Source organism: Streptomyces decoyicus (assembly GCF_019880305.1).
In the GTDB taxonomy this organism is placed as follows: Bacteria; Actinomycetota; Actinomycetes; order Streptomycetales; family Streptomycetaceae; genus Streptomyces; species Streptomyces decoyicus.
The window spans coordinates 4,993,083-5,015,982 of the sequence record NZ_CP082301.1 but is presented as its reverse complement, the minus strand read 5'-3'; the positions used below and the strand labels follow the sequence as shown (position 1 = coordinate 5,015,982).

Sequence of the window (22,900 nt, the reverse complement as noted above, 5' to 3'; positions counted from 1 at the left end):
GGGCCCGGACCCATGCCCGTCCTCCGTCAGTCGAACCACCGTGCCCGTGCCAGTTCCTCGCCCCGGTCCGGGTCCTCCAGGAGGGCGGCGACCTCGAAGCGGCGGGGCCACTGGCCTGCTGCCCAGGCCAGGGCTGCCGCAACGCCCTCCAGGGTCGCGGCGTGGAGCGTGCCGTCCGGGGTGCGGCGCCAGTCCAGTTCCACGGTGTCGTCGGGGCCGTCGCCGACGAGGAGTTCCTCGTGCTCCGTGTACGCCTCGGGGGTGGCGGCGCCGAGCAGGGCCCGTACGGCGTCCGGCACCTCGTGGCGTACGCCCTCGGAGCGGACCTCGGCGTTGAGCACCTCGCTCAGGCGCCGTACCTGGAGCAGTTCCGCCAGCTCGGCGGCGCGGGCGGGGCGTACCGGCAGCAGGGCGAGGCCGGCGGCCAGCGGTACCAGGTCCGGGGCGTCGGCGACCACCGCCTCCGCCGCGTCCACCACCCGGACCTGCCGGTCGAGCACGGTCCGCAGCTCGTCGGGCAGGGTCACCTGATCGGGGTCGAGGTCCGCCAGCAAGCCGTAGATCGCGTGCAGTTGTGCGGCGCCGACGGGCAGCTCGGCGTCGGCGAGCCGGGTCAGCAGCTCCGCCGCGCCGCCCGGCTCGTCCAGGAGCGCGGCGACGGACGTACGGACGCCGAGCGCCCGCAGCACCTGTGCGTCGACCTCGCCGGCGTCCGCGGACTCGTACAGCCCGGCCAGCAGCGGGTCGCCACCCGCCGAGCGCAGACCGGCGGGCCGGCGGCCGTCGAGCACCGGGTGCCCGCGCAGCCACCAGGCGGTGTACGGGCGGACCGATTCGGTGGTGCCGTCGGGGAGCAGCACCCGCACCGGTGCTGTCAGGGCGTCGCGCAGGGGCGGGCGGGAGAGCATGGCCAGCACCTCGGGCCAGGCGTCGTCGTCGACCAGGTCGAGGTCGCGGACCGCCACCAGTTCGGTCACCACCGGCGGTACGGGGGTATCCGGCAGCGCGTCGAGGATGTCCTCGCACCAGACGTCCACCGCGTCCAGCAGTCCGACGTCGTCGGGCTCGGCGAAGTCCCCGTCCCGCGGATCCATTTCGTCCGGGTCGAGGACGACATCGGTGGCCCGGACGAGCGCGAAGTCGGCCATCACGCCCACCGACGTCAGCGGCTGCTCGCCCCAGCGCTCGGCCAACTCAGCTTCGCAGGCCGCGAGTTCACCCTCCCGGATGACCCGCTCGAAGGCGCTGCCCGGGTACACCAGCTCACCCGCGGGCGCCAGCTCACCGTCCTCGTCGGGCAGCGCGAGCGCCCCGAGCCAGGGCTCGTCCCCCGGTGCGAGGTTGGCGTCCCGGACCAGCCCGAGCACTGTCTCGGCCAGTTCCTCGGCGCCCAGCGGAGCTCCCGCCCCGCCGTCGATCTCGTCGGCGAAGACGTCGTAGGCGTCCTCGTCCGCGTCCAGTGAGTTCGCCACGGCCGCGCGCACCTGGGGCGTGGTCAGTACGGCACGGGGCTGGGCCGGGGTGGCGCCCAGCTTCTCCAGCAGCGGGTGCACCGCCTCGGGGTGGGCGACCTTCAGTCCGAGCCGGGCGAGCGTACGGTGCCGGGCCGCGGCGTCCTCGTCGAGGCCGCCGCCGGGCAACGGCAGCAGCACCTGCCGCGGCCCGATCGTGGTCCGTACGCCACCGCCCCCGCCGGGCCCCTGGCCCGCCGTGCCCGCCAGCGGCACCGGCAGCCCGCTGAGCCGGTCCGGGTCGGTGCCGGCCAGCGCGTCATAGAGCCGCCACCACCAGCCGGGCGACCGTTCGACGCCGGCCAGCCGGTCGACCATCTCCCCGAGCGGCACCCGGGCCACACCCAACGCCCGCAGCTCGGGACGGCGTTCGAGACCGGCCGGCAGCAGGCTCGGGAACAGCTCGGCCAGCACCCCGACCGTCGCCGCGCCCGCGCCCTCCACCAACTCGGCATCCACCGGACGCAGCACGAAGCGGTCCACACCGCCGCCGGCCTCGTCCCACTCGCCCGCCGCCGGCACCTCGGGCTCGGCCGGCAGGCCTCCGGGCGCGCCCGCGCTCGTCAGGAACCGCACCCGCGGCAGCAGCTCCAGCACCTGCCGGCGCAGCTCACCGTCCAGACCACCCTTGCCCAGCGGCCCCGGCACCAGGTCGAGGGTGCCGACCGACACCGGCTGCCAGTCGCCCAGCAGCCCCGCGTAGGTCGCGGCCGCCCGGTCCACCAGGAAGTCCGTCAGCGGGCCCGGTGCGACATGCCGACGGGTCGGCTCCAGCGGGAACGAGGCGATCAGCAGCGCGGGCAGCCCCAGCGGCTCGTCCGTCGGCGTCGGCGCATGCACCACCGCCGCCGTCCCCGGACGCGCCGGTGCGCCCTCGTCGTCCACCGGCACCGCCCAGGTCACCGACCAGGACGGCCGCAGCCGCTCCTCGACGGGCCGGTCCGCCAGCAGCGCCGGGTCCAGCGGACCGCCGTCGCTCGCCACCCGCCACCGGGTGGCACCGCGCTCACTGTCCTCGATCAGGACGTACGGGCCGTCCTGGCTCCGCCGCAACTCCCGTACGCATTCCGGGGTCTCGACCACGACCTCGGACAGCCCCGGCAGGGTCAGCAGCAGCGCCGCGTCGATCCCGTCCAGCAGCCGCTCGGCGAGATCCTGCGCCGCGACGTCCCGCAGCGGCAGCACGACGGCCGTGTCGTAGCCCTCGGGCGCCGTGCCCTCCGCGGGCAGCGGCAGCCGCAGCAGCGGGACATGCCCGTCGCGCCGGCGCAACTCGCCGCCCAGGCCGGGGCTGTGCGCCGCGACCTCCTCCGCCATCCCGCGCGCCTCGGCCAGCGACCAGCGCACTCCGCCCGTACGGCCCACCAACGCCGGCTCGTCGCTCACGGACAGCACCGCCGCGAAGCCCACACCGAACCGGCCGACCGCACCGGCCGACACGCCGGCCTCACGCTTCGCGGAGGCACGCAGCGTCGACAGCGACTCGACGCCGGTGGCGTCCAGCGGGGCGCCGGTGTTGGACGCGACGAGCACGGCGGGCGCGTCGCCATTGGCCGCATGCAGGGTCAGCCGCAGCCGGCCGGTGACGCCGGCCCGGGCCGCCGCGTCCGCCGCGTTCTGCGCCAGTTCCACGGCGAGCCGGTCGCGGTAGCCGCCGAGCGCGAGGTCCTCCTCGGCGTTGGCATCCTCCCGGAACCGGGCCGGCGAGGCGGCCCAGGCATCCAGCACGCCACGCCGCAGTCGGGCCGTCCCGAACGGGTCTCCGGCTGCGCCTCGCACCCACGACGTAGCTGTCACTGTCCGTCTCCCTAAGCGTGTGTCGGTGGGCCGACGGTATCGCCCCACGTCTGCGGGTGCCCCGCCGTGCCTGTTTCCCGCCTTCGGCGGTCGATTTCCCCGCCTTCGGCGGGAGGTGTGCCCGCCTTCGGCGGGAGGGGGTGTGTGGGGTGGGGCCCCGGGTTTGTGGTGGGTGCCGGGTTCGGGGCCGGAGGGGTGGGTGTTCGGACTGCTTCGCTTTACGTCCGAACACCCACCCCTCCGGCCCCGCCCCCTCCCGTCCGTTGTGGGCCCCACCCCGGTGGAAGTGCAGGAGAAAAACAAAGACCACGAACATCAGCTACGCCACGACGTGGCCGAGCTTCTGGTCTTGAAAACCTTCACCCTCACCGGGCGGCGGCCGCCCAACCCGGCGGGAGGGGGTGGGCCGGAGGGGCCTGTGTTGTGGACGTAAAGCGAAGCAGTCCACAACACAGGCCCCGGAGGCCCACCACCGGCACCACCACGAACAGCAAGCGGCCCCCGCCCGAACACCCCCACCCCCGCCGAAGGCGACACGCGGCCCCCGCCCGACCACCACCCACCCCCACCCCCGCCGAAGGCGAAAGAACGAGAGGCGAAACGGCGCCGCAGAAAACCACGTGGGGCCGGGGGCCCAGCGCGCCAGCGCGCCTAGCTGTGGCCGAGCTCCTCGGCCGGTCCCGTCTCCTCGACCGACCCCCCGTCCCGCTCCGGGCGGAGCGACAACGGCTCGACCACCGTCTCGTCGACCACCGGCGCGGCCGGCCGCGGCGGCTTCGGCATGACGGCGGCCTCGGAGTGCGCACCGCACCCGTACGCGAGGGACACCACGCGCCCGTCCGCCGGGGCGAACTCATTGGCGCAGACGCCGAAGGCCTGGCCCAGGGAGCCGGGGAGCGGGGTGAGGAAGCCGCAGGACACGCAGGTGGCGGGGGCCGCCTGGGCCATGGGGGTCTTGGCCCCGTAGGCCTCTTCCCAGCGGTCGGCGGCGGTGTGCAGGCCGTAGCGGGACAGGACCCGGGCGCGGCGCATGCCCAGTTCCTCGGCGACCGCCGCGATGCTGCCGCGCTCGGGGGCGGGCTGGATCGCGGGCGAGCCCGGGACGACGTCCGCCTCCTCGGAGTCGGCGACGTCGGCGGCCATGCCCTCGGCGACCGGGGAGTTCGGCGGCGGGGCGTCCTCACCGGTGAAGCCGGGCTCCAGGCGCAGGTCGTCGGCCTCGGTGGGCAGCAGGTCGCCGGGGCCCATGTCGCCGGGGCGCAGCCGCTCGCTCCACGGCACCCACTCCGGTGCGAGCAGCGCGTCCGGGCCGGGCAGCAGGACCGTCTCGTCGAGCGTGACGAGCTTGGCGCGGGAGGCCCTGGCGACCGTCACGGCCCAGCGCCAGCCGCGGTAGCCGGCTTCGTTGCAGGCGAAGAGGTGGGTGACGACGCGGTCCCCGTCGGCCACCGCATCGATGTGCTCGCCGACCGTGCCGGGCAGTGCGGCTTCCTCCGCCGCCTCCCGGGCAAGGTCGACCGCCTCGGCGCACAGGCGGTCAGGGGTACGGCTTCGCATCGCAGCACTCACAAGAATCGATTCTCTCTTCTACGCCGTCTCACGAGTGCGCCAGCCGTAGCTGTCCTTGTCCTGTCCGGACGACCGGCGGTACCGGGGCGGGCGGAGCGGACCAGGGGACCGCGTCGACGTCCGCGCCCGGTCGTTTCGGTCGAGCGCACCTCTTACGTCCCATTCTGCGGGATCGCGAGGAGGCACGCGGCCAAGAACGACCGCCGGTGGCGCGCTACACACGCTACCCCTTCAACGGTGTACGACCCCTCGGTGGGAGGGCAAATGTCAGCGGCAGCGACTGCGCGCGGGTACGCCTCGCGCGCCAGCGTGGAGAAAGTGCCCTCTCCTGGGCGAGTTGGGGCACTATGACCGGGTGGCTGCCGCAAGGGCGTCGAAGGTGTCGAGGGTGTCCAGGACCGCACGGAAGTCATCGCAGGTGTCGCACGCCTCGACACGAGGCGGGAATGGGGACAACCGGGCCCGCCGGGCGGGCCGGGTGGTCGGCCGTGCGCTGCGCAGACCGTTCACCGGTGCGGCGCGGGGAGTACGGCGCGCCACGCATGCGCACGGTGCGGGCGAGTCGGGCCTGGGCAAGCTGATCGAGCTGCATGCGGTCAACTCCGCCGGTGACGTGATGATCACCATCGCGCTGGCCTCGACGGTCTTCTTCTCGGTGCCGACGGATGAGGCGCGGGGCCGGGTGGCGCTGTATCTGGCGGTGACGATGGCGCCGTTCGCCCTGCTCGCCCCGGTCGTCGGGCCGCTGCTGGACCGGGTGCCGCACGGCCGCCGGGCGGCGATGGCGGGCGCGATGCTGGCGCGGGCGCTGCTGGCGCTGACGATGTCGGGCGCGGTGGCGACCGGCGGGCTGGAGCTGTATCCGGCGGCGCTGGGTGTGCTGGTGGCGTCGAAGGCGTACGGCGTGGTCCGCAGCGCGGTGGTGCCGCGGCTGCTGCCACCGCGGATTTCGCTGGTCAAGGCCAATTCGCGGGTGACGCTCGCGGGGCTGCTGGCGACCGGGGTCGCGGCGCCGATGGGTGGCGGGCTGCACATGCTCGGGCCGAGCTGGCCGCTGTACGGGGCGTGTGTGGTGTTTGCCGCCGGTACGGTCCTGTCCTTCTCGCTGCCGCACAAGGTCGACTCGGCGAAGGGCGAGCGAAGGGCCCGGCTGGCGTCCCGGGAGGCCTCCGCGCGCTCGGCGGGCGCCGGGCGGAAGCCGGGGCTGCGTACGGTCGGCCCGTCGGTGCTGCACGGCCTTCAGGCCAATGCCTGTCTGCGGGCGCTCTCCGGGTTTCTGACGTTCTTCCTGGCCTTCCTGCTGCGCGAGCATCCGCTGGGCGGGCTGGGCGAGGCGGCCTCGCTGGGGCTGGTGGTGGTGGCGGCGGGGACCGGCAATGCGCTGGGGACGGCGGTGGGCGCGTGGCTGAAGGCCCGCGGCCCGGAGCCGATCATCGCGGCGATGCTGGGGCTGGCGCTGTGCGCGACGGTGCTCGCGGCGGTCTTCTACCCGGTGGCGGCCGTGGTCGTGGTGCCTGCGGCGGCGGCCGCCGCGGGGCTGTGCCAGGCGCTGGCGAAGCTGTCGCTGGACGCGATGATCCAGCGCGATGTGCCGGAGGAGGTGCGCACCTCCGCGTTCGCCCGGTCCGAGACGGCGCTCCAGATGTCGTGGGTGGTGGGCGGCGCGATCGGGATCTCGCTGCCGTTGATCGGCACGATGGGGATGGCGGTGGCCGCGGGGCTGGTGGCGCTGGGCGTGGTGCTGGCCGTACGCGGACTGCTCAGTGCGGCCCGGCGGGGCGGTACGCCGAGCCCCCGGGTGGCCTGAGACCCGACGGGCAACGCGGCACGCCGTACCCGGGCGTGGCGTGAGCCGGAGCGCCAGATAGCCTGCCCGTATGACCGCTGCGTTGATCTCCTGGGGCAAGGGCCGCCGTGCCGCTGCCGCCATCGGTGCCGTGTCCCTGGGTCTCATCACCCTCTCCGCCTGCGAGAAGCCGACATCGCTCGCGACCGTGACCGTCGGTTCGACGACGGTGCAGGCCGAGGCCACCCCCGGCTGCGACGGCGGGGGCAAGGTCCTCTCCAAGAAGGACGTCACTGCCTGCATCACCAAGAAGGGCGGCAAGACGATCACCGTCCACCCCGGTGAGAAGGTGCGCGTCGGCGTCGACCCGGAGGTCGCCAAGTCCGGCTGGATCGTCATCGGTGCCGGCCCCGTCATGCGCGAGCCCAGCAAGCAGACGTACCGCAGCTTCGACGCGGACACCCTCTTCATGCAGCAGAACCCGCAGACCGGCCAGACCTCCTACTCCAAGGACGTCACCCTCCAGGTCGCGGAGCTGAGCGGCGGCGACGGGCCCAAGACCCTGTGGCACTTCACCCTGAAGCAGAAGGACTGAGACATCTGAGGTGGGAGGGCCGTCCGATGAGGGTCCTGGTCGTCACGGCGGTGGCCGCCGAGTGCGACGCGGTGGCTGCCGCGGCGGGGCCCTGCGACGAGGTGGCGCTGCCCGGCGGGTACGCGCTGCGGCGCGCGGCAGGGGTGCCGGTGGCGTTCGATGTGCTCGCCGCCGGCGTCGGCCCGGCCGCCGCGGCTGCCGGCACGGCCACCGCGCTGACCGCCGCCGCGCTCGCCGAAGCGCCGTACGACCTGGTCGTCTCGGCCGGTATCGGCGGCGGTTTCTCCCCGGGCCCCGGTGCCCGGCCCGGGGGATCTCCCTCCGGCGCGCCCCTGGGCTCCGTGGTGGTCGCGGACGCGATCGTCGCGGCCGACCTGGGCGCCGAGACCCCTGACGGCTTCACCCCGGTCACCGAACTCGGCTTCGGGACGGTGGCGCACCTGCCCGACCCGGCGCTGGTGAAGGCCGTCGCCGCGGCGGCCGGTGCGGCGGCCGGCACCGTCGTGACCGTCTCCACGGTCACCGGCAGCGCGGCCCGTGCCGCCGAGCTGACGGAGCGTCACCCGGGTGTGCTGGCCGAGGCGATGGAGGGCTTCGGGGTCGCCGAGGCGGCCGCCGCGCACGGTGTGCCGGTGCTGGAGTTCCGTACGATCTCCAACGCCGTCGGCCCGCGCGACCGCGCCGCCTGGCGCATCGGCCCTGCACTCAACGCCCTGACCGGTGCCTTCCGTACGCTTCCCGGAGCCCTGTCGGCCGCTGCCGGACCGGCTCCGGAACTGCACCGTCCCTGAGGAGGACCCGTGACCCGGCCGCTGAACATCGCGTACTCGCCGTGCCCGAACGACACCTTCGTCTTTGACGCGCTGGCGCACGGCCGCGTCCCGGACGCGCCGGAGCTGGCGGTCACCTTCGCCGATATCGACCTCACCAACGGCATGGCCGAGCGCGGTGAGTTCGATGTGCTGAAGGTGTCGTACGCGGTGCTGCCGTGGGTGCTCGACGACTATGCGCTGCTGCCCTGCGGCGGGGCGCTGGGGCGCGGCTGCGGGCCGCTGGTGCTGACCCGGGAGCAGGGCCCGGCCGCGGACCTGGCGGGCAAGACGGTCGCGGTGCCCAGTGAGCGGTCCACCGCTTATCTGCTGTTCCGGCTGTGGGCGGCGGCCGAGGTGCCGGGCGGTGTCGGGGAGATCGTGGTGCTGCCCTTCCACGAGATCATGCCGGCCGTGCGCGACGGCAAGGTCGATGCCGGCCTGGTCATTCACGAGGCGCGCTTCACGTACCAGAACTACGGTTTGGTCTGCCTGGCCGACATGGGCGAGCACTGGGAGCTCACCACCGGCCTGCCGATCCCGCTCGGCGCGATCATCGCCAAGCGGTCGCTGGGCGAGCGGGCGTTGCGCGACCTCGCGGCGGCGGTCCGCAGCTCCGTGCTGATGGCCTGGGACGACCCCGAGGCCTCCCGGCCCTACGTCCTGGAGCACGCCCAGGAGATGGACCCCAAGGTCGCCGAACAGCACATCGGGCTGTACGTCAACGAGTTCACCGCCGACCTCGGCGAGGACGGCTATGCCGCGGTGCGCGGACTGCTCACCCGCGCCGCGGCCGAGGGGCTGGTTCCGCCCCTCGGCCGCGATGCGTTGCACTTTGTGTGAGCTGAGAGCCGCGTGTGACGCGTGGGAGCGGCTGCCCTTGAGCCTGCTTGCTCAGACGTCCAGTTGGTCGGCGACGGCGCGCAGCATGCCGGCGATCTTCGCGCCGTGCACCTTGTCCGGGTAACGGCCGCGCTCCAGTTGCTGGGTGACGTTCTCCAGGAGCGTGGTCAGGTCCTGGACGATCGAGGCGAGTTCGTCGGGCTTGCGGCGTTGCGCCGCGGCCACCGAGGGTGCGGGGTCGAGGAGTGTCACGGTCAGCGCCTGGTCGCCGCGCTGGCCGGCGACGACGCCGAATTCGACGCGCTGGCCAGGCTTGAGTGCGGCTACGCCATCGGGCAGCACCGACGAGTGTACGAAGACGTCACCGCCGTCATCGCGGGAGAGAAAGCCGAAGCCCTTCTCACTGTTGAACCACTTGACCTTGCCGGTAGGCACGTCTGTCCTCGTCCTCGTACTCGTTGGAAAAAACTGGGCCGGGTCTTCTGCGGAAACTGCAGGGTGGGGCTCCCCCGCCCGTGCGGAACCGGGAGCGGGAGAGGGGCTGGAGAGCAGTGCAGCGGGCCGCAGGACCCGCCACACCCAAGGCTAATGGTCCCAAGGCCGGTGACAAGACGCCGCCGGGTGGATCCTCAGTGCTTCTGGCCCCGACTTACCCTGGTCAGGTGTCTGACGAAACTCCCCTGGCCGGGGATCTGCTGGTCCGAATCGGCGCGATCATGTTCCTAGTTGGCGCAGCGGCCACTCTCGCCACGGTGGCGCCGCTGTTCCTCGGGACCGAACCGCTGCCGTCCGTCTTCTACTGGGTGTGCATGCTGATGGGCCTCGGTTTTGCGATCGCCGCGGCCGGAGTGATCCGTTCCGCCACCGCTCAGCGCCGTCGGGCGGCGGCTGCGGCGCCCCCGTCCGCACCCTCCGCCAGATAGCGCTCCAGCCACGACGGGAACTCCGTCAGGTCGCCGAGCACCACGTCGGCGCCGGTGGTGCGCAGTTCCGTGGCGTCGCACGGGCCGGTGGCGACCGCGACGGACAGTGCGCCCGCGGCGTGCGCCCCGACGACGTCACCGATGTGGTCGCCGACGTAGACCTGAGCGTCGTGCTTGCGCAGCGCCTCGGCCTTGCCCGCCGCCCACAGGGAACCGACCAGGGCGTCCACGTCGAGGCCGAGGTGCTCCAGGTGCAGCTTGGCGCTGGGCTCGTACTTCGCCGTCACCACGATCGCCCGGCCGCCGGCCGCGTGGACCGCGTCGAGGGCCTCGCGGGCGCCGGGCAGGGCGGGCGACGCGGCGACCGCGTACTCCGGATAGAGCGCGCGGTAGAGGCCGGCGATCTCCGCCACCCGCTCCTCGGGGAACCAGCGGCGGATCTCCTCCTCCAGCGGGGGCCCCAGCCGGCTCACCGCGAGGTCGGCGTCGACGACGGTGCCGGTCCTGGCCGACAGCTCCTGATAGGCGGCCTTGATGCCCGGACGGGAGTCGATCAGCGTCATGTCGAGGTCAAAGCCGACCGTCGGAGAGTGTGCAGCCATGCCTGCCATTGTGCCTGCGACGGTGTCCCGGGCCGGGGCCCGCCCTCAGCGCGGGACCCGCCGCATCCGCCACACCAGGAACAACGCCGAGGCGACCGCCGCCACCCGCACGATCCCCGGCAGTCCGTCCGCCATCTCCTGCCCCAGCCGTCCCTGGGCGATGGGCTCGCCCCACCGCCCGTCGAACCGGCCCCACAGCCACACCACCATGCCGCCGACGACGATCCCCGGCACGCCGAGCGCCGCGAACTTGGCCTCGGCCCGGCTCAGCCGCCGTGATACGTAGGCGAGCCCCCAGCCGCCCGCCAGCGCGAGCCACGACCCCAGCGCCGCACCGGCGACCAGCAGGAGTACGGCCAGCGTCAGGACCGGGCTGAGCGGCGCCCGCGCCGGCGCCACCACCACCTCGTCCGGGGCTCCGGCCACAGGTGCCGCCTCGGCGGCCGCGCCGCCCCGCCGGCGGAGCACCCGCCGCACCAGCCCCGGCAGCGTCCGTTCCGCCGGCGCCGCGCCGTCCGCGTCCGTGCCGCCCGCTTCGTCCCCGTCCGCGCCGTCCTTCTGCAACGACAGCGGGCGCTCGCTCTTGGGCCGGTCCCATATCTCCGGGATCTCGATGCCGCCGACGAACCCCGGCACGGTCTCCCCCGGCCCGAAGGGCGCCGGCTCCACCCGCCACCAGTCGGGCGCGTCGGCGTCGTCGCCCAGTTCGTCCGCACCGGCCAGATGCGGGGGCAGGCCGACGGACGGCGCGGGGGCCGCCGCCCCGTCACGCGGGGCGGGCACCGTGCCGGGCCCGGAGTCCTTGCCGTGCGGGGAGTCCTTGCCGTTCGCGGACGGTCTGCCCGTCAGCCCGCTGCGCCGGGCCAGACCGGTGAGCTTCTCGCGTGCGGCGCTCCACGGCCGGGGCGGCTCCGCGGGCCGCGACGGCTCCGCGGGCGGGCGGCCGGCCGGAGCGGCGGGCTCCGCTGCCGAGGCGCGCCCGGCAGCCGGCCCCGGCCGCGCCGACGGGCCGCCCCGGGACGCCCCCGGCACCCGGTCGTCCGCGCTCCCCGCGGCCGTGACCACCGCCTCCGGTGTCCCCAGCCGCGCCAGAATGCGCTTCACCCCGGACACCGAATCGGCTTGCCGGCCGTCTATCTCGGCCCGCAGCCCGGTGACCAGCCGCATCCGCGTGGCGGCGGGCAGTCCCCGCTGCTGGGCCAGGTCGCCCACCCGGCTCAGATAGTCATAGACGAGCTGATCGCTCTCGATCCCCACGAAATCCCCTGCGGCGTCCGCTGGTTGCTGCCCCGACGGTACCGCTTCGGCCCGCCGACGGGCCGGAGGCCGCGGGGGACGGAACGGGGTGGCGTCCGGGTGCCGTGGCGGCGCTGCACGCATACCGGGCCGCCACACGGTCCCCCGTCCGGCCCCACCCCGCTAACGTAGGACGAATGACCGGTACACCCCGCACCCTCGCCGAGGAGCTCAGGACCCGCACCGACAGCGGGCTCGTCGGGCTGCTGCGGGCACGTCCCGACCTGCTCAATCCGGTGCCCGGCGATGTCACCCAGCTCGCCACCCGGGCCGGGACGCGGGCGTCGGTCGTGCGCGCGGTGGAGCGCCTCGACCGGTTCGTGCTCCAGACCGCCGAGGCACTGGCGGTGGCGCCCGACCCGTGCCCGTACGACACGCTGGGCGGGCTGATGGCCGGGGACGCCGGGAACCCTGCGGTCGCCGCCGAGCTGCCCCGGGCGGTCGCCGAGCTGCGTGCGCAGGCGCTGGTGTGGGGCCCGGACGACCGGCTGCGGCTGGTGCGTACGGCCCGTGAGCTGCTCAGTCCCAGCGCCACGCACCCGTCGCCGACCGGCCTGGGCCCGACCGTCGCCGAGGCCACGGCGGGGATGTCGCCGGGGCGGCTTCAGGAGATCATCGCCGCGGCCGGGCTGCCGACCACCCACGACCCGGTCACCGCGGTCGCCGCGCTCACCGGGCTGTTCTCCGACCGTTCCCGGATGGCGGCGCTGCTCGACACCGCGCCCGCCGAATCCGTCACCGTCCTCGACAAGCTGCTGTGGGGCCCGCCCTACGGCGGGGTCACCGACCGCCCGGCCCCGCACCTCCAGTGGCTGCTGGACCGGGGCCTGCTGATCGCGGCGGGCGCCCGCAATGTCGTGCTGCCGCGGGAAGCGGCGCTCCATCTGCGCGGCGGGCGCGCCCATCACACCCCCGAGCCGGTCCCGCCCGCCCTCGCGCCCGCCACGGAACGTGATCCACAGCTTGTGGACAACGCCGCCGCGAGCCAGGCGTTCACCGCGCTGGCGACCGTCGAGGAGCTGCTCAAGGAGTGGGACCTGGGCGGACCGGCCGTGCTGCGCGCCGGCGGGATGAGCGTCCGCGACCTCAAGCGGACCGCCGCCGCCCTGGACACCACCGAGCAGCTCGCCGCCTTCTGGCTCGAACTCGCCTACGGGGCGGGGCTGATCGCCTCCGACGGCGAGGCCGACGAGCGGTTCGGGGCCACCCCGGCCGCCGAGGAGTGGCTGCAACTGCCCGACCACGAGCGCTGGGCCGCGCTGGCGGCCGGCTGGCTCGCCGCGACCCGCACCCCGGGGGTCGTCGGCACCGCCGACGCCAAGGGCCGCGCGCTGGCCGCCCTCGGCCCGCACCTCGACCGGTCCCCGGCCCCCGAGGTCCGCCGCCGCGCCCTCTCCCTGCTCGCCACCCTGCCGAGCGGCGCGTCCGTACCGGCCGCGGCGGTCCGCTCGCGGCTGCGGTGGGAGCGGCCGCTGCGGAGCGGCGCGGGCCAGGCTCCGGCACCGGCCGTGGGCCGGACTCCGTCCGCGGCGGCCGCCGTCGACGGCGCCGCCGGCCCGGCCGGTCCCGCCGGGTCCGCGCCCGACCCCGTCGACGACCTCCGCTCGCGCCTCGCCCAATGGACCCTGACCGAGGCCGAGTTGCTCGGCGTGACCGGCCGTGGCGCCCTCGCCACCCATGGGCGCGCCCTGATCGACGCCACGTCGCACACCACCGCGGACCCCACCCCCGCGGACACCGACGCCGCCGCGACCCGCGCCGCCGCCCTGCTCGCCCCCCTCCTCCCCGAACCGGTCGACCACGTCCTCCTCCAGGCGGACCTGACCGCCGTCGCCCCCGGCCCGCTGCACCGCCCGCTCGCCGACGCGCTCGGCGTCCTCGCCGACATCGAGTCCAAGGGCGGCGCGACGGTCTACCGCTTCACCCCCGCCTCCGTACGCCGCGCCCTGGACGCCGGCCGCTCCGCCTCCGAGTTGCAGGAGTTCCTCACCACCCACTCCCGCACCCCGGTCCCCCAGCCGCTCGCCTACCTCATCGACGATGTGGCCCGTAAGCACGGCCGGCTGCGGGTCGGCGCAGCCACCGCCTACGTCCGCTGCGACGACGACGCACTGCTCTCCGAGATCCTCGCCGACCGCCGCGCCGCCACCCTGCGTCTGCGCCGGATCGCCCCGACGGTGCTCGCCGCCCAGACCGCCCCCGACCAACTCCTCGACGGCCTGCGGGCGATGGGCTACGCCCCGGCCGCCGAGTCCGCCGCCGGTGACGTACTGATCGCCCGCGCGGACACCCACCGCACCCCGCCGCGCACCGCCCCCGCCCCGGTCCCCGACGGCCCGCCGTCCCCAGACCCCACCCTGCTCACCGCGGCGGTACGCGCCATCCGCGCCGGCGACCTCGCCGCCACCGCGGAACGCAAGCCGGTCCACGCCCCCGCTCCGGCCCCCGGCGGCCTCCCCCGCACCACCTCCGCCGAGACCCTCGCCACCATGCAGGCCGCGGTCCTGACCCACTCCGCCCTGTGGATCGGCTACGTCAACGCCGACGGTGCCGCCAGCCAGCGCGTCATCGCCCCCGTACGCGTCGAGGGCGGCTTCGTGACGGCCTACGACCACACCTCCGACGAGGTCCGTACGTACCCGCTGCACCGGATCACGGGCGTGGCGGAACTGGCGGACGATTCGGTCTGAGCGGGCACCGGAGCCTGCCGTGCTTTCCTTCGCGCGCGGGGGCCCGCCGTCCATCGCTGACGACCGCCGCGGCGATGCGGCACACTGGACGTTTGGCCGTATCTGCGGTCGATGTCTGCGGTCGTGATCAACGGTCGAGGTCTGTGGCCGGTCCAGCGGTCGACGACCGGGAAGCGAAAGGCGAGGCGCGTGAACGGACCCCTCATCGTCCAGAGCGACAAGACGCTGCTGCTGGAGGTGGACCATGAGCTGGCGGACGCCTGCCGGCGGGCCATCGCGCCCTTTGCCGAGCTGGAGCGGGCGCCGGAGCACATCCATACGTACCGGGTGACCCCGCTCGGGCTCTGGAACGCGCGGGCGGCCGGGCACGACGCCGAACAGGTCGTCGACGCGCTGGTGCAGTTCTCGCGGTACCCGGTGCCGCATGCGCTGCTCGTCGACATCGCCGAGACGATGTCGCGCTACGGGCGCCTCACGCTCACCAAGCACCCCACGCACGGGCTGGTGCTGACCACCACCGACCGCCCCGTGCTGGAGGAGATCCTCCGCTCGAAGAAGGTGCAGCCGCTGGTCGGGGCGCGGCTGGACCCGGATTCGGTCGTGGTGCACCCGTCGGAGCGCGGGCAGATCAAGCAGACGCTGCTCAAGCTGGGCTGGCCGGCCGAGGACCTGGCCGGCTATGTCGACGGTGAGGCGCACCCGATCGAGCTGGACGAGAACGGCTGGGCGCTGCGGCCGTACCAGCAGCAGGCCGTCGAGGGCTTCTGGCACGGCGGCTCGGGTGTGGTCGTGCTGCCCTGTGGCGCGGGCAAGACGCTGGTCGGGGCGGGCGCGATGGCGCAGGCCAAGGCGACCACGCTGATCCTGGTGACGAACACGGTCTCGGCCCGGCAGTGGAAGCACGAGCTGGTGAAGCGGACCTCGCTGACCGAGGAGGAGATCGGTGAGTACAGCGGGACGAAGAAGGAGATCCGGCCGGTCACCATCGCCACGTACCAGGTGCTGACGACCAAGCGGAAGGGCGTCTACCCGCACCTGGAGCTGTTCGACTCCCGGGACTGGGGCCTGGTCATCTATGACGAGGTGCATCTGCTGCCCGCACCGGTCTTCAAGTTCACCGCCGATCTTCAGGCGCGGCGGCGGCTGGGGCTCACCGCGACGCTGGTGCGCGAGGACGGCCGGGAGTCGGATGTCTTCTCGCTCATCGGGCCGAAGCGCTTCGACGCCCCCTGGAAGGAGATCGAGGCGCAGGGGTACATCGCCCCCGCGGACTGTGTCGAGGTGCGGGTCAACCTGACCGAATCCGAGCGGCTGGCGTATGCGACGGCCGAGACGGAGGAGAAGTACCGCTTCTGTGCGACCACCGCCAGCAAGCAGTACGTGACCGAGGCGCTGGTCCGCCGCCACCAGGGCGAGCAGACGCTGGTCATCGGGCAGTACATCGACCAGCTGGACGAGCTGGGCGAGCATCTGGACGCGCCGGTGATCAAGGGCGAGACCACCAACGCCCAGCGCGAGAAGCTCTTCGACGCCTTCCGGCAGGGCGAGCTCTCGGTGCTCGTCGTCTCCAAGGTCGCGAACTTCTCCATCGACCTTCCGGAGGCCACGGTCGCGATCCAGGTGTCCGGCACCTTCGGCTCGCGCCAGGAGGAGGCCCAGCGGCTGGGCCGGGTGCTGCGGCCCAAGGCGGACGGGCACGAGGCGCGCTTCTACTCGGTCGTCGCGCGCGACACCATCGACCAGGACTTCGCGGCGCACCGCCAGCGCTTCCTGGCCGAGCAGGGCTACGCCTACCGGATCGTGGATGCGGACGAGCTGCTGGCGGCGGACGAGGACGCCTGAGGCGGCGGTCTCGCGAAACGCCGGCTGAACGGGGCGGCGGCCTGGTACCGGGCGCGGCGTTCCGCCCGGATACCTGGCCGGGCGCCCCCGCTCGGACGGGCCGCCCCGCTCGGACAGGCCGTCCCGCTCGGACGGGCCGCCCCGCTCAGCCCGCCCGGGACCCGCTGGACAGCTCCTGCTCGACGCGCTGCGTCGGGACGCGGCCGCCCGGTGCCTCGCGGACGCCGGGGAGCTGCCGTGTCCACCAGAACACGGCAGCCAGCAGGGCGAGACCGAGCAGGGGGTACGGGGCCGCGAACGGCTGCTGCCACCAGGAGAAGGACAGGTCGAGATCGCCGGTGTGCGGGATCATCCACATCGTGCGGGCGGTGAAGGCGAGGGTGACGGCGGCCGGCAGTGCCCTGCGCCAGGCGTGGCCGCGGGTGCGGGCGGCGAGCGCGACGAGCAGAGGAACACACCAGACCCAGTGGTGGGACCAGCTGATCGGCGAGACCAGCAGCGCCGTGACGGCCGTACACAGCACGCCCCAGCTGTCCAGGCCGCGCCGCAGATACACCCGGCGGGCGGCGTAGAGCCCGGCCGCGGCGGTCAGCAGCGCGGGCACCGCCCAGAGGAGGCCGGGCTCGGGCTCGTGCAGCACGCGGGCGATCAGTCCCTGGAGGGACTGGTTGTCGACGAGCCAGGCCTTGCCGACCCGGCCGGTCTCGAACATCCGCCGCGTCCAGAACTCGATGCTGGCGGCGGGCAGCACCAGCCAGCCCAGCAGCGCCGAGGCCAGGAACCCGCCGAGGACGGTGAACGCGGCCTTCACCCGGCCCGTGACGAGGAGATAGACGGCGAAGAGCGCGGGGGTGAGCTTGATGCCCGCCGCGATGCCGGTGGCGAACCCCTTGAGGCGTGCGCCGTCCGGACGGGAGAGGTCCCACAGGACCAGGCAGGTCAGCGCGAGATTGACCTGCCCGAAGACGAAGGTCTGGAAGACGGGCTCCAGCCAGAGGCCGAGCGCGGTGGCGGCCAGGATGACGGGGGCGGCGCGGCCGGCCTTGCCGAGGCCTGCGGCCTTGCAGGAGAGGTGGACCAGCAGCGCGAGGAGGACCGCGTTGACGAGGACGGCGATGATCTTGAGCGGGCCGAGCGAGAGCCAGGTGGTCGGTATGAAGAGCACGGCGGCGAAGGGCGGGTAGGTGGCCGGAAGCGCCCACTTCGTGACCGTGAAGCCGTAGAGATCCCCGCCGGCCGAGGCCGCCTGGCCCTCGGCGCGGTAGACCGCTATATCGGACATCGGCAGCGGCTGGAGCTGGTACAGCATCCACAGTCCGGCCAGCGATGCCATGAGCAGCGCCGCTGCGAGCACCACGCGAGGACGGGCGATGCCCTGCCCCCGGACCGGTCTCCCCGTCCGCGTCCCGTCGGCGGCAGACACCCTTCGACCCCTCCCCGTTGCCCTGAGCGCACCCTCTGTGGTGACGCTAGTGGAACGGGGCCTACTGTCCGTAACGGTTTTCGGTCATCCGGATGGCGCCCCGGAGGCGGCTTCTCCCGCGGAGCCGGCCGTCCGTGGCATCAGTCGGCCACGGACTTTGTCATCAATCCGAGGGGTCGTCCGCGTACTCGCCCATGACGACGACGCTGAAGGCGGCCGTGGCGAAGACCTTGACGGCGCGGAGCGCGTTGCCCACGACATAGCGATGCTCGTGGGCGGGCGCCGCACCGCGCCCGGGGTCCGCGCCGAGGGCCGTGGCGCCCTTGACCGGGTGGAGGGAGACGGGGTGGACAGAACCTGGGGGAATCGCTGCGCTGCTCATGTCTCCATGATGAATTTCACGCGATTGCAGCACATCGGTCCATAGGTCCATCCCTGAGGCCCCGGACGTCAGACTCCAGACCCACCCCTCCCCCTAAGGGAGGCATGCGGCTCCTCAGGGCCGTCCGCCCCGGAACGACCGCCGCGACCCCGCGGAAATCCGTTGGCGCCCTCCTGAGCCGCTGACTACAATCGCGCGTCTGCCTGCCTCCCGTCGAGGAGTGCCGCCTGCCGGTCGGAAACCGGTCGGCCCTTCGCTTCACGCCGCTGACCCGCGAGGCGCAATCACCTGCGCTGCGCACCGACACCGGCCCGCCGCGCCCGCGCACCTCGGCGCGCCCGCCGAAGTACCTGCCACCGGAGGCAACGCCGTGCCCTCGCACGCCCACCATCCCTCGACGACGGCGCTGCACGCCGAAAGCCCGTCGCCACCCGGCCCCCACCCCGGCGAGCCCGCCGCCCCGGCCGGCACCGCCGCCCCGACCGCGGCGGGCACGAGCCCCGACCCGCTCCAGCGCGAAAAGTCCCACCTGGCCGCCTCCCGGGCCGCCCTGCGGGCCATGCGCGAGGACGCCGAGGCGCTCAACATCGCCGACGTCACCGCGAACTGGGTCAACGCCGAGGTCCTCCAGGGCGAGATCGACGCCCGGATCAAGGCGCTCGCCGACCTCTCCCACACCCCGCTCTTCTTCGGCCGCCTCGACTATCTCCATGCCCCCGGCATGGACCTCGCCGAAGGTGCCGCGGGAGAGAACTTCTACATCGGGCGGCGGCACGTCCACGACGCCGACGGCGACCCCATGGTCATCGACTGGCGCGCGCCCGTCTCCCAGCCGTTCTACCGGGCCTCCAAGAAGGACCCGATGGACCTCGGGCTGCGCCGCCGTTTCGGTTACACCGCAGGCGAGTTGACCGCCTACGAGGACGAGCACCTCACCGACCCCGCGGAGGCCGAACGGACCAGCCGGCTCCTCCAGTCCGAGATCGAGCGCCCGCGCGTCGGCCCCATGCGGGACATCGTCGCCACCATCCAGCCGGAGCAGGACGAGATCGTGCGGGCCGGCATCGGCGGCTCGGTCTGCGTGCAGGGGGCGCCGGGCACCGGAAAGACGGCGGTCGGCCTGCACCGTGTCGCGTATCTGCTGTACGCGCACCGCGAGCGGCTGGCCCGGTCCGGCACCCTCGTCATCGGCCCGAACCGCTCGTTCCTGCACTACATCGAGCAGGTGCTGCCGGCCCTCGGCGAGCTGGAGGTCAAGCAGGCCACGGTCGACGACCTGGTCGGGCATGTGGACATCCGCGGCACGGACGAGGCGGCCGCCGCGACGGTCAAGGGCGACGCGCGGATGGCGGAGGTGCTGCGGCGGGCGGTCCGTTCGCACATCGCGATGCCGCAGGAGCCCTGTGTGGTCGTCCGCGGCTCCCGCCGCTGGCGCGTACCTGCTTATGAACTCGAAGAGCTCGTACAGGAGTTGACGGACCGGGACATCCGCTACGGCGCGGCCCGTGAGGCGCTGCCGCAGCGGATCGCCCACTCCGTGCTGGTACGGATGGAGCAGGCGGGCGAGGCGCCGGACGACCGGGTGCAGGACGCGGTGGCCGCAACCCCGCGGTGAAGGCCGCGGTCAAGGCGGTCTGGCCGCCGGTCGACCCGGCAAAGCTGGTGCTGCGGCTGCTGGGCGACGCGGAGTTCCTGGCCGAGCAGGCCGAGGGGATCCTGACGCCCGAGGAGCAGAAGACCATCCTGTGGACCAAGCCGGCCCGCAGCGTGAAGAGCGCCAAGTGGTCCGCCGCGGATGCGGTGTTGATCGACGAGGCGATGGACCTGGTGGCGCGCACCTCGTCACTGGGCCATGTGGTCCTCGACGAGGCGCAGGACCTCTCCCCCATGCAGTACCGCGCGGTCGGCCGCCGCTGCACGACGGGCTCCGCGACCGTCCTCGGCGACATCGCCCAGGGCACCACCCCTTGGGCGACCAACACCTGGGAGGAGGCGCTGACCCACCTGGGCAAGCCCGGCTCGGCCGTCGAGGAGCTCACCCAGGGCTTCCGTGTACCGCGCGAGGTCATCGCCTACGCGTCCCGGCTGCTGCCCGCCATCGCCCCCGATCTGACGGAGGCCACCTCCATCCGCGAGTCGGCGGGTGACTTCGAGATCCGTACGGTCGAGCCGGCGGACCTGACCGATGCCACCCTCACGGCCTGCGACGAGGCGCTGACGAAGGAGGGCTCGGTCGGCCTGATCGCCACGGAGGCCCGTATTCCGGCGCTGCGCACGGCCCTTGAGGCAGCGGGCGTGTCCTGTCTGGCGCCCGGCGAGGAGACCTCGGCCGAGGCCCGGCTGACGCTGGTGCCGGCCACGCTCGCCAAGGGTTTGGAGTACGACTACGTCGTCCTGGACGAGCCGGCCGCGATCGTCGACGGCGAGCCGGACGAACGGACCGGCCTGCGCCGCCTGTACGTCTGCCTGACCCGGCCGGTGTCCGGCCTGACGGTGGTGCATGCGGCGGCGCTGCCGGAACAGCTGGCCGACCGCTGAGCGGCCGGCCGCCGGCGGGCGTCAGGCGACCTTGGCGCAGATCATCGTCCGGCCGTCATGGACGTTCCACGAGTAGCGGTAGCGGCCCGGCTCACCCGGGCACGCATGCGTGCCCGCCGAGGCCGGCAGGACGGCCGTGACCTGCATGATGTAGCTGAACTCCGAGGGCACCCGCCCGGCGCCACAGCTCCACGCGGTGAGGAGGTTCGCCGGGCCGGGCCGGCCGGCCGCGGACTTGGCCAGGAAGCACTGGCCCCGGCGGAACTGCCGCTCCACGCAGAGGTTGGTGAACGTGTAGTCCTCACCGGTGTGCCACCAGCTGCCGCGCCCCCCGCCGGACGGGCAGCCGCCCCCGGACCGGGTCACCCGCAGCACCCGCAGATAGGCGTCCGCCGCACCGCAGCCGACCTGCTGCGGTGCCGGACGGCTCCAACTGCCGTAGCCGTTCTGGTAGGCGTCGAGGCAGTCGCCGGTCCGTACGGAGGTGAAGGCGCGGTCGGCCGCGCTGGGGGTGCGGGACACGACGGTCGGGGGCGCGGAGGTGGTGGGCGCCGAGGTGGTCCCGCCGGTCGTGGAGCTGCCGCGGGTCGGCGCGGAACCCAGCCCACCGCTCGTGTACGTACCGGTCGTCGGCGTCGAACCGGTCCCCCCGCTCGTGTACGTACCGCTCGACGAACCGCTCGACGAACCGCTCGATGTGCCGCTGCTCGTCGAGCCGGCCGTGCCGCCGGCGTCCCAGGGCTTCCAGATGAAGACCACGAGAGCGATGACCGCGATCACCCCCCAGAAGCAGCCGGCCGAGGAGTCGGCGGACTGCGCGGCGGGCCGCGCAGCGGACGACGGCCGGGACGCGGCGGCCTTTCCGGTCTGCGGGGCGGACGCGGTCCGGGAGGAGGACGAGGAGGTCCGGGACGAGGAGGCCGCGCCGGTCTGCCCGGAGGCCCGCACCCGCTGCTCCTGCCGCGCCTGTTCGGCGCGCTTCTTCCGCTCCCGCTCCTCGCGTGCGCGGCGCTGCTTCTTCTCGCTCTCCGCGGTCGCCCGCGCCCTGGCCGCCGCCCGCCTGCGGTTCTCCTCCTCCTCCTTGCGCTCCCGGGCCTCGCGGGCCTTGCGCTCCCGGGCCTCGCGCGCCTCGCGCTCCCACTCGGCGCGGGCCCGCTCCTCCTGCTTCCGGCGCGCGGCGAGCTCTTCCTGCGCCCGGCGCGCCGCCCGCTCTTCCTCCTCCTTCCGGCGCGCCGCCCGCGCTTCCTCCTTCCGGCGCGCCGCCTCTTCGTGCGCGGCGCGCTCCGCGGTGTAGGGGCGGGTGGGGTCCGGCGGCGGCACGGGCCGCGTCCGCTCATCGGCCGTGAGCCCCTCCCCGCCCTCGCGTAAGGCCCGTCCCCGGGCCTCATACGCCTCGATCAGTGCGGTCCACCGCGGCGGCAGCCAGCGTTCGCCGCGCTGCGACGTGGGCGCCCGGTCGAGCTCCTCCAGGAACTGCCGCAGTACGTCGGCCGGTTCGGGCCTTTCGTCCGGATCGGAGGCCAGACAGGGACGGATCAGCGGGGCGAGCTCCTTGGGCAGCCCCGTCATGTCGAGTTCCCCGCGCTGCACGAGGGTCAGCAGCCGGATGGTGTCGACGGTGTCGGGGTAGGGCGGGCGGCCGACGGCGAGGTGGAAGAGCGTGGCGCCCAGCGAGTACACGTCGGACGCCGTGGTGGACGGCTCGGCGCGCGCCTGCTCCGGCGAGGTGAAGGCGATGGTGCCCAGCGTCAGCGAGGTACGCGTGATGTCGTTGGCGTGCGAGATGCCGAAGTCGATGAGGCGGGGCCCGTCCAGCGGCAGCAGGATGTTCTGGGGTTTGACGTCCCGGTGGACGATGCCCGCGTCGTGCAGCAGCACCAGGGCCTTCGCGGTGCCCGCCGCGATCCAGCGCACCGCCGAGCCCGGCAGCCGTCCCGCGCTGCGGACGAGCTCGGACAGCGCGGGCGCCGGTATGTACTCGATGGCCATCCAGGGCCGCTCGGCGTCCGGGTCGGAGTCCCGCACCCGGGCCGTATAGGCGCTCTCGATCCGCCGGGCCAGCGTCACCTCGCGGGCGAACCGCCGCCGGTCGGTGTCGCTGACGACCCCCTCGGCGAGCAGCGTCTTGACCGCGACGAGCGAGCCGTCCACCGTGGACCGCGCCAGATAGATCCGCCCCATGCCGCCCGAACCGAGCTGCCCCAGCAGCCGGTAGACGCCGAGCCGCTGCGGATCGTCGCCACTGAGCGGCTTCATCCCCATGCCGGTCATGCCGTGTCACCCTCCCCCGGTCC

The 22,900-nt window shown here is 74.1% G+C and carries 15 protein-coding genes and 1 pseudogene; 8 read left to right on the top strand and 8 right to left on the bottom strand.

Annotation, left to right across the window (positions count from 1 at the left end; genetic code table 11):
- Positions 1 to 26: 26 nt before the first annotated feature.
- A complete protein-coding gene (locus tag K7C20_RS22165) occupies positions 27 to 3,308 on the bottom strand; it encodes a sacsin N-terminal ATP-binding-like domain-containing protein (protein WP_167352500.1) in 3,282 nt (1,093 codons plus the stop codon).
- A 651-nt stretch (positions 3,309 to 3,959) separates the two neighbouring features.
- Positions 3,960 to 4,865, bottom strand: a complete 906-nt coding sequence (locus K7C20_RS22160) for a DUF3027 domain-containing protein (protein ID WP_030089410.1) — start codon at positions 4,863 to 4,865, stop codon at positions 3,960 to 3,962.
- Positions 4,866 to 5,295: 430 nt separating this feature from the next.
- Here K7C20_RS22160 and K7C20_RS22155 point away from each other — a divergent pair, with 430 nt between their 5' ends.
- From K7C20_RS22155 to K7C20_RS22140, 4 genes are all read left to right on the top strand, one after another.
- On the top strand, positions 5,296 to 6,684 hold the full coding sequence (locus tag K7C20_RS22155; RefSeq protein ID WP_030089411.1) for an MFS transporter: 1,389 nt from the start codon (positions 5,296 to 5,298) through the stop codon (positions 6,682 to 6,684).
- Positions 6,685 to 6,754: 70 nt separating this feature from the next.
- Positions 6,755 to 7,258, top strand: a complete 504-nt coding sequence (locus tag K7C20_RS22150; protein ID WP_030089413.1) for a hypothetical protein — start codon at positions 6,755 to 6,757, stop codon at positions 7,256 to 7,258.
- A 26-nt stretch (positions 7,259 to 7,284) separates the two neighbouring features.
- Positions 7,285 to 8,049, top strand: coding sequence for a futalosine hydrolase (locus K7C20_RS22145; RefSeq protein ID WP_053208951.1), 765 nt, complete (start codon positions 7,285 to 7,287; stop codon positions 8,047 to 8,049).
- Positions 8,050 to 8,058: 9 nt separating this feature from the next.
- Complete coding sequence (locus tag K7C20_RS22140) at positions 8,059 to 8,910, top strand: 1,4-dihydroxy-6-naphthoate synthase (RefSeq protein WP_030089419.1); 852 nt, start codon at positions 8,059 to 8,061, stop codon at positions 8,908 to 8,910.
- A 51-nt stretch (positions 8,911 to 8,961) separates the two neighbouring features.
- On the opposite strand, the gene K7C20_RS39025 is transcribed toward K7C20_RS22140, so the two are convergent.
- Positions 8,962 to 9,345 (bottom strand): cold-shock protein, encoded by a 384-nt coding sequence (locus tag K7C20_RS39025; protein WP_018089689.1) that lies wholly within the window; start codon positions 9,343 to 9,345, stop codon positions 8,962 to 8,964.
- Between the two features lie 227 nt (positions 9,346 to 9,572).
- Between K7C20_RS39025 and K7C20_RS22130 the strand changes: the two genes are divergently transcribed.
- Entirely contained in the window at positions 9,573 to 9,833 is a 261-nt protein-coding gene (locus K7C20_RS22130; RefSeq protein WP_222892648.1) for a hypothetical protein, read from the top strand.
- Here K7C20_RS22130 and K7C20_RS22125 read toward each other — a convergent pair.
- The gene (locus K7C20_RS22125; RefSeq protein ID WP_053208950.1) at positions 9,779 to 10,435 is read right to left on the bottom strand and encodes an HAD family hydrolase; all 657 of its coding nucleotides are present in this window, start codon (positions 10,433 to 10,435) and stop codon (positions 9,779 to 9,781) included. The two genes, K7C20_RS22130 and K7C20_RS22125, sit on opposite strands and share 55 nt — an antisense overlap.
- Before the next feature lie 45 nt (positions 10,436 to 10,480).
- The gene (locus K7C20_RS22120) at positions 10,481 to 11,692 is read right to left on the bottom strand and encodes a hypothetical protein (RefSeq protein WP_222892646.1); all 1,212 of its coding nucleotides are present in this window, start codon (positions 11,690 to 11,692) and stop codon (positions 10,481 to 10,483) included.
- A 176-nt stretch (positions 11,693 to 11,868) separates the two neighbouring features.
- On the opposite strand from K7C20_RS22120, the gene K7C20_RS22115 reads away from it, so the two are divergent.
- Both K7C20_RS22115 and K7C20_RS22110 read left to right on the top strand, forming a co-directional pair.
- The gene (locus K7C20_RS22115) at positions 11,869 to 14,421 is read left to right on the top strand and encodes a helicase C-terminal domain-containing protein (RefSeq protein WP_053209308.1); all 2,553 of its coding nucleotides are present in this window, start codon (positions 11,869 to 11,871) and stop codon (positions 14,419 to 14,421) included.
- A gap of 189 nt (positions 14,422 to 14,610) precedes the next feature.
- Positions 14,611 to 16,263 carry a DNA repair helicase XPB gene (locus tag K7C20_RS22110; RefSeq protein ID WP_053209309.1) on the top strand — a complete coding sequence of 551 codons (1,653 nt, stop codon included), beginning with the start codon at positions 14,611 to 14,613 and terminating at the stop codon, positions 16,261 to 16,263.
- A 145-nt stretch (positions 16,264 to 16,408) separates the two neighbouring features.
- On the opposite strand, the gene K7C20_RS22105 is transcribed toward K7C20_RS22110, so the two are convergent.
- Positions 16,409 to 17,686 (bottom strand): glycosyltransferase 87 family protein, encoded by a 1,278-nt coding sequence (locus K7C20_RS22105; protein WP_409351315.1) that lies wholly within the window; start codon positions 17,684 to 17,686, stop codon positions 16,409 to 16,411.
- Positions 17,687 to 17,849: 163 nt separating this feature from the next.
- Positions 17,850 to 18,068, bottom strand: a complete 219-nt coding sequence (locus tag K7C20_RS22100; RefSeq protein ID WP_030088574.1) for a hypothetical protein — start codon at positions 18,066 to 18,068, stop codon at positions 17,850 to 17,852.
- A 370-nt stretch (positions 18,069 to 18,438) separates the two neighbouring features.
- Here K7C20_RS22100 and K7C20_RS22095 point away from each other — a divergent pair.
- Positions 18,439 to 20,606, top strand: a pseudogene (locus K7C20_RS22095) (HelD family protein).
- A gap of 21 nt (positions 20,607 to 20,627) precedes the next feature.
- On the opposite strand, the gene K7C20_RS22090 reads toward K7C20_RS22095, so the two are convergent.
- Positions 20,628 to 22,877 (bottom strand): serine/threonine-protein kinase, encoded by a 2,250-nt coding sequence (locus K7C20_RS22090; RefSeq protein ID WP_053209310.1) that lies wholly within the window; start codon positions 22,875 to 22,877, stop codon positions 20,628 to 20,630.
- Between the last annotated feature and the right edge of the window lie 23 nt (positions 22,878 to 22,900).

Coding starts and splice junctions, on each gene's coding strand:
- K7C20_RS22115 (WP_053209308.1), top strand. CDS start 11,869: ATGACCGGTACACCCCGCACCCTCGCCGAGGAGCTCAGGACCCGCACC.
- K7C20_RS22125 (WP_053208950.1), bottom strand. CDS start 10,435: ATGGCTGCACACTCTCCGACGGTCGGCTTTGACCTCGACATGACGCTG.
- K7C20_RS22160 (WP_030089410.1), bottom strand. CDS start 4,865: ATGCGAAGCCGTACCCCTGACCGCCTGTGCGCCGAGGCGGTCGACCTT.
- K7C20_RS22150 (WP_030089413.1), top strand. CDS start 6,755: ATGACCGCTGCGTTGATCTCCTGGGGCAAGGGCCGCCGTGCCGCTGCC.
- K7C20_RS22145 (WP_053208951.1), top strand. CDS start 7,285: ATGAGGGTCCTGGTCGTCACGGCGGTGGCCGCCGAGTGCGACGCGGTG.
- K7C20_RS22100 (WP_030088574.1), bottom strand. CDS start 18,068: ATGAGCAGCGCAGCGATTCCCCCAGGTTCTGTCCACCCCGTCTCCCTC.
- K7C20_RS22090 (WP_053209310.1), bottom strand. CDS start 22,877: ATGACCGGCATGGGGATGAAGCCGCTCAGTGGCGACGATCCGCAGCGG.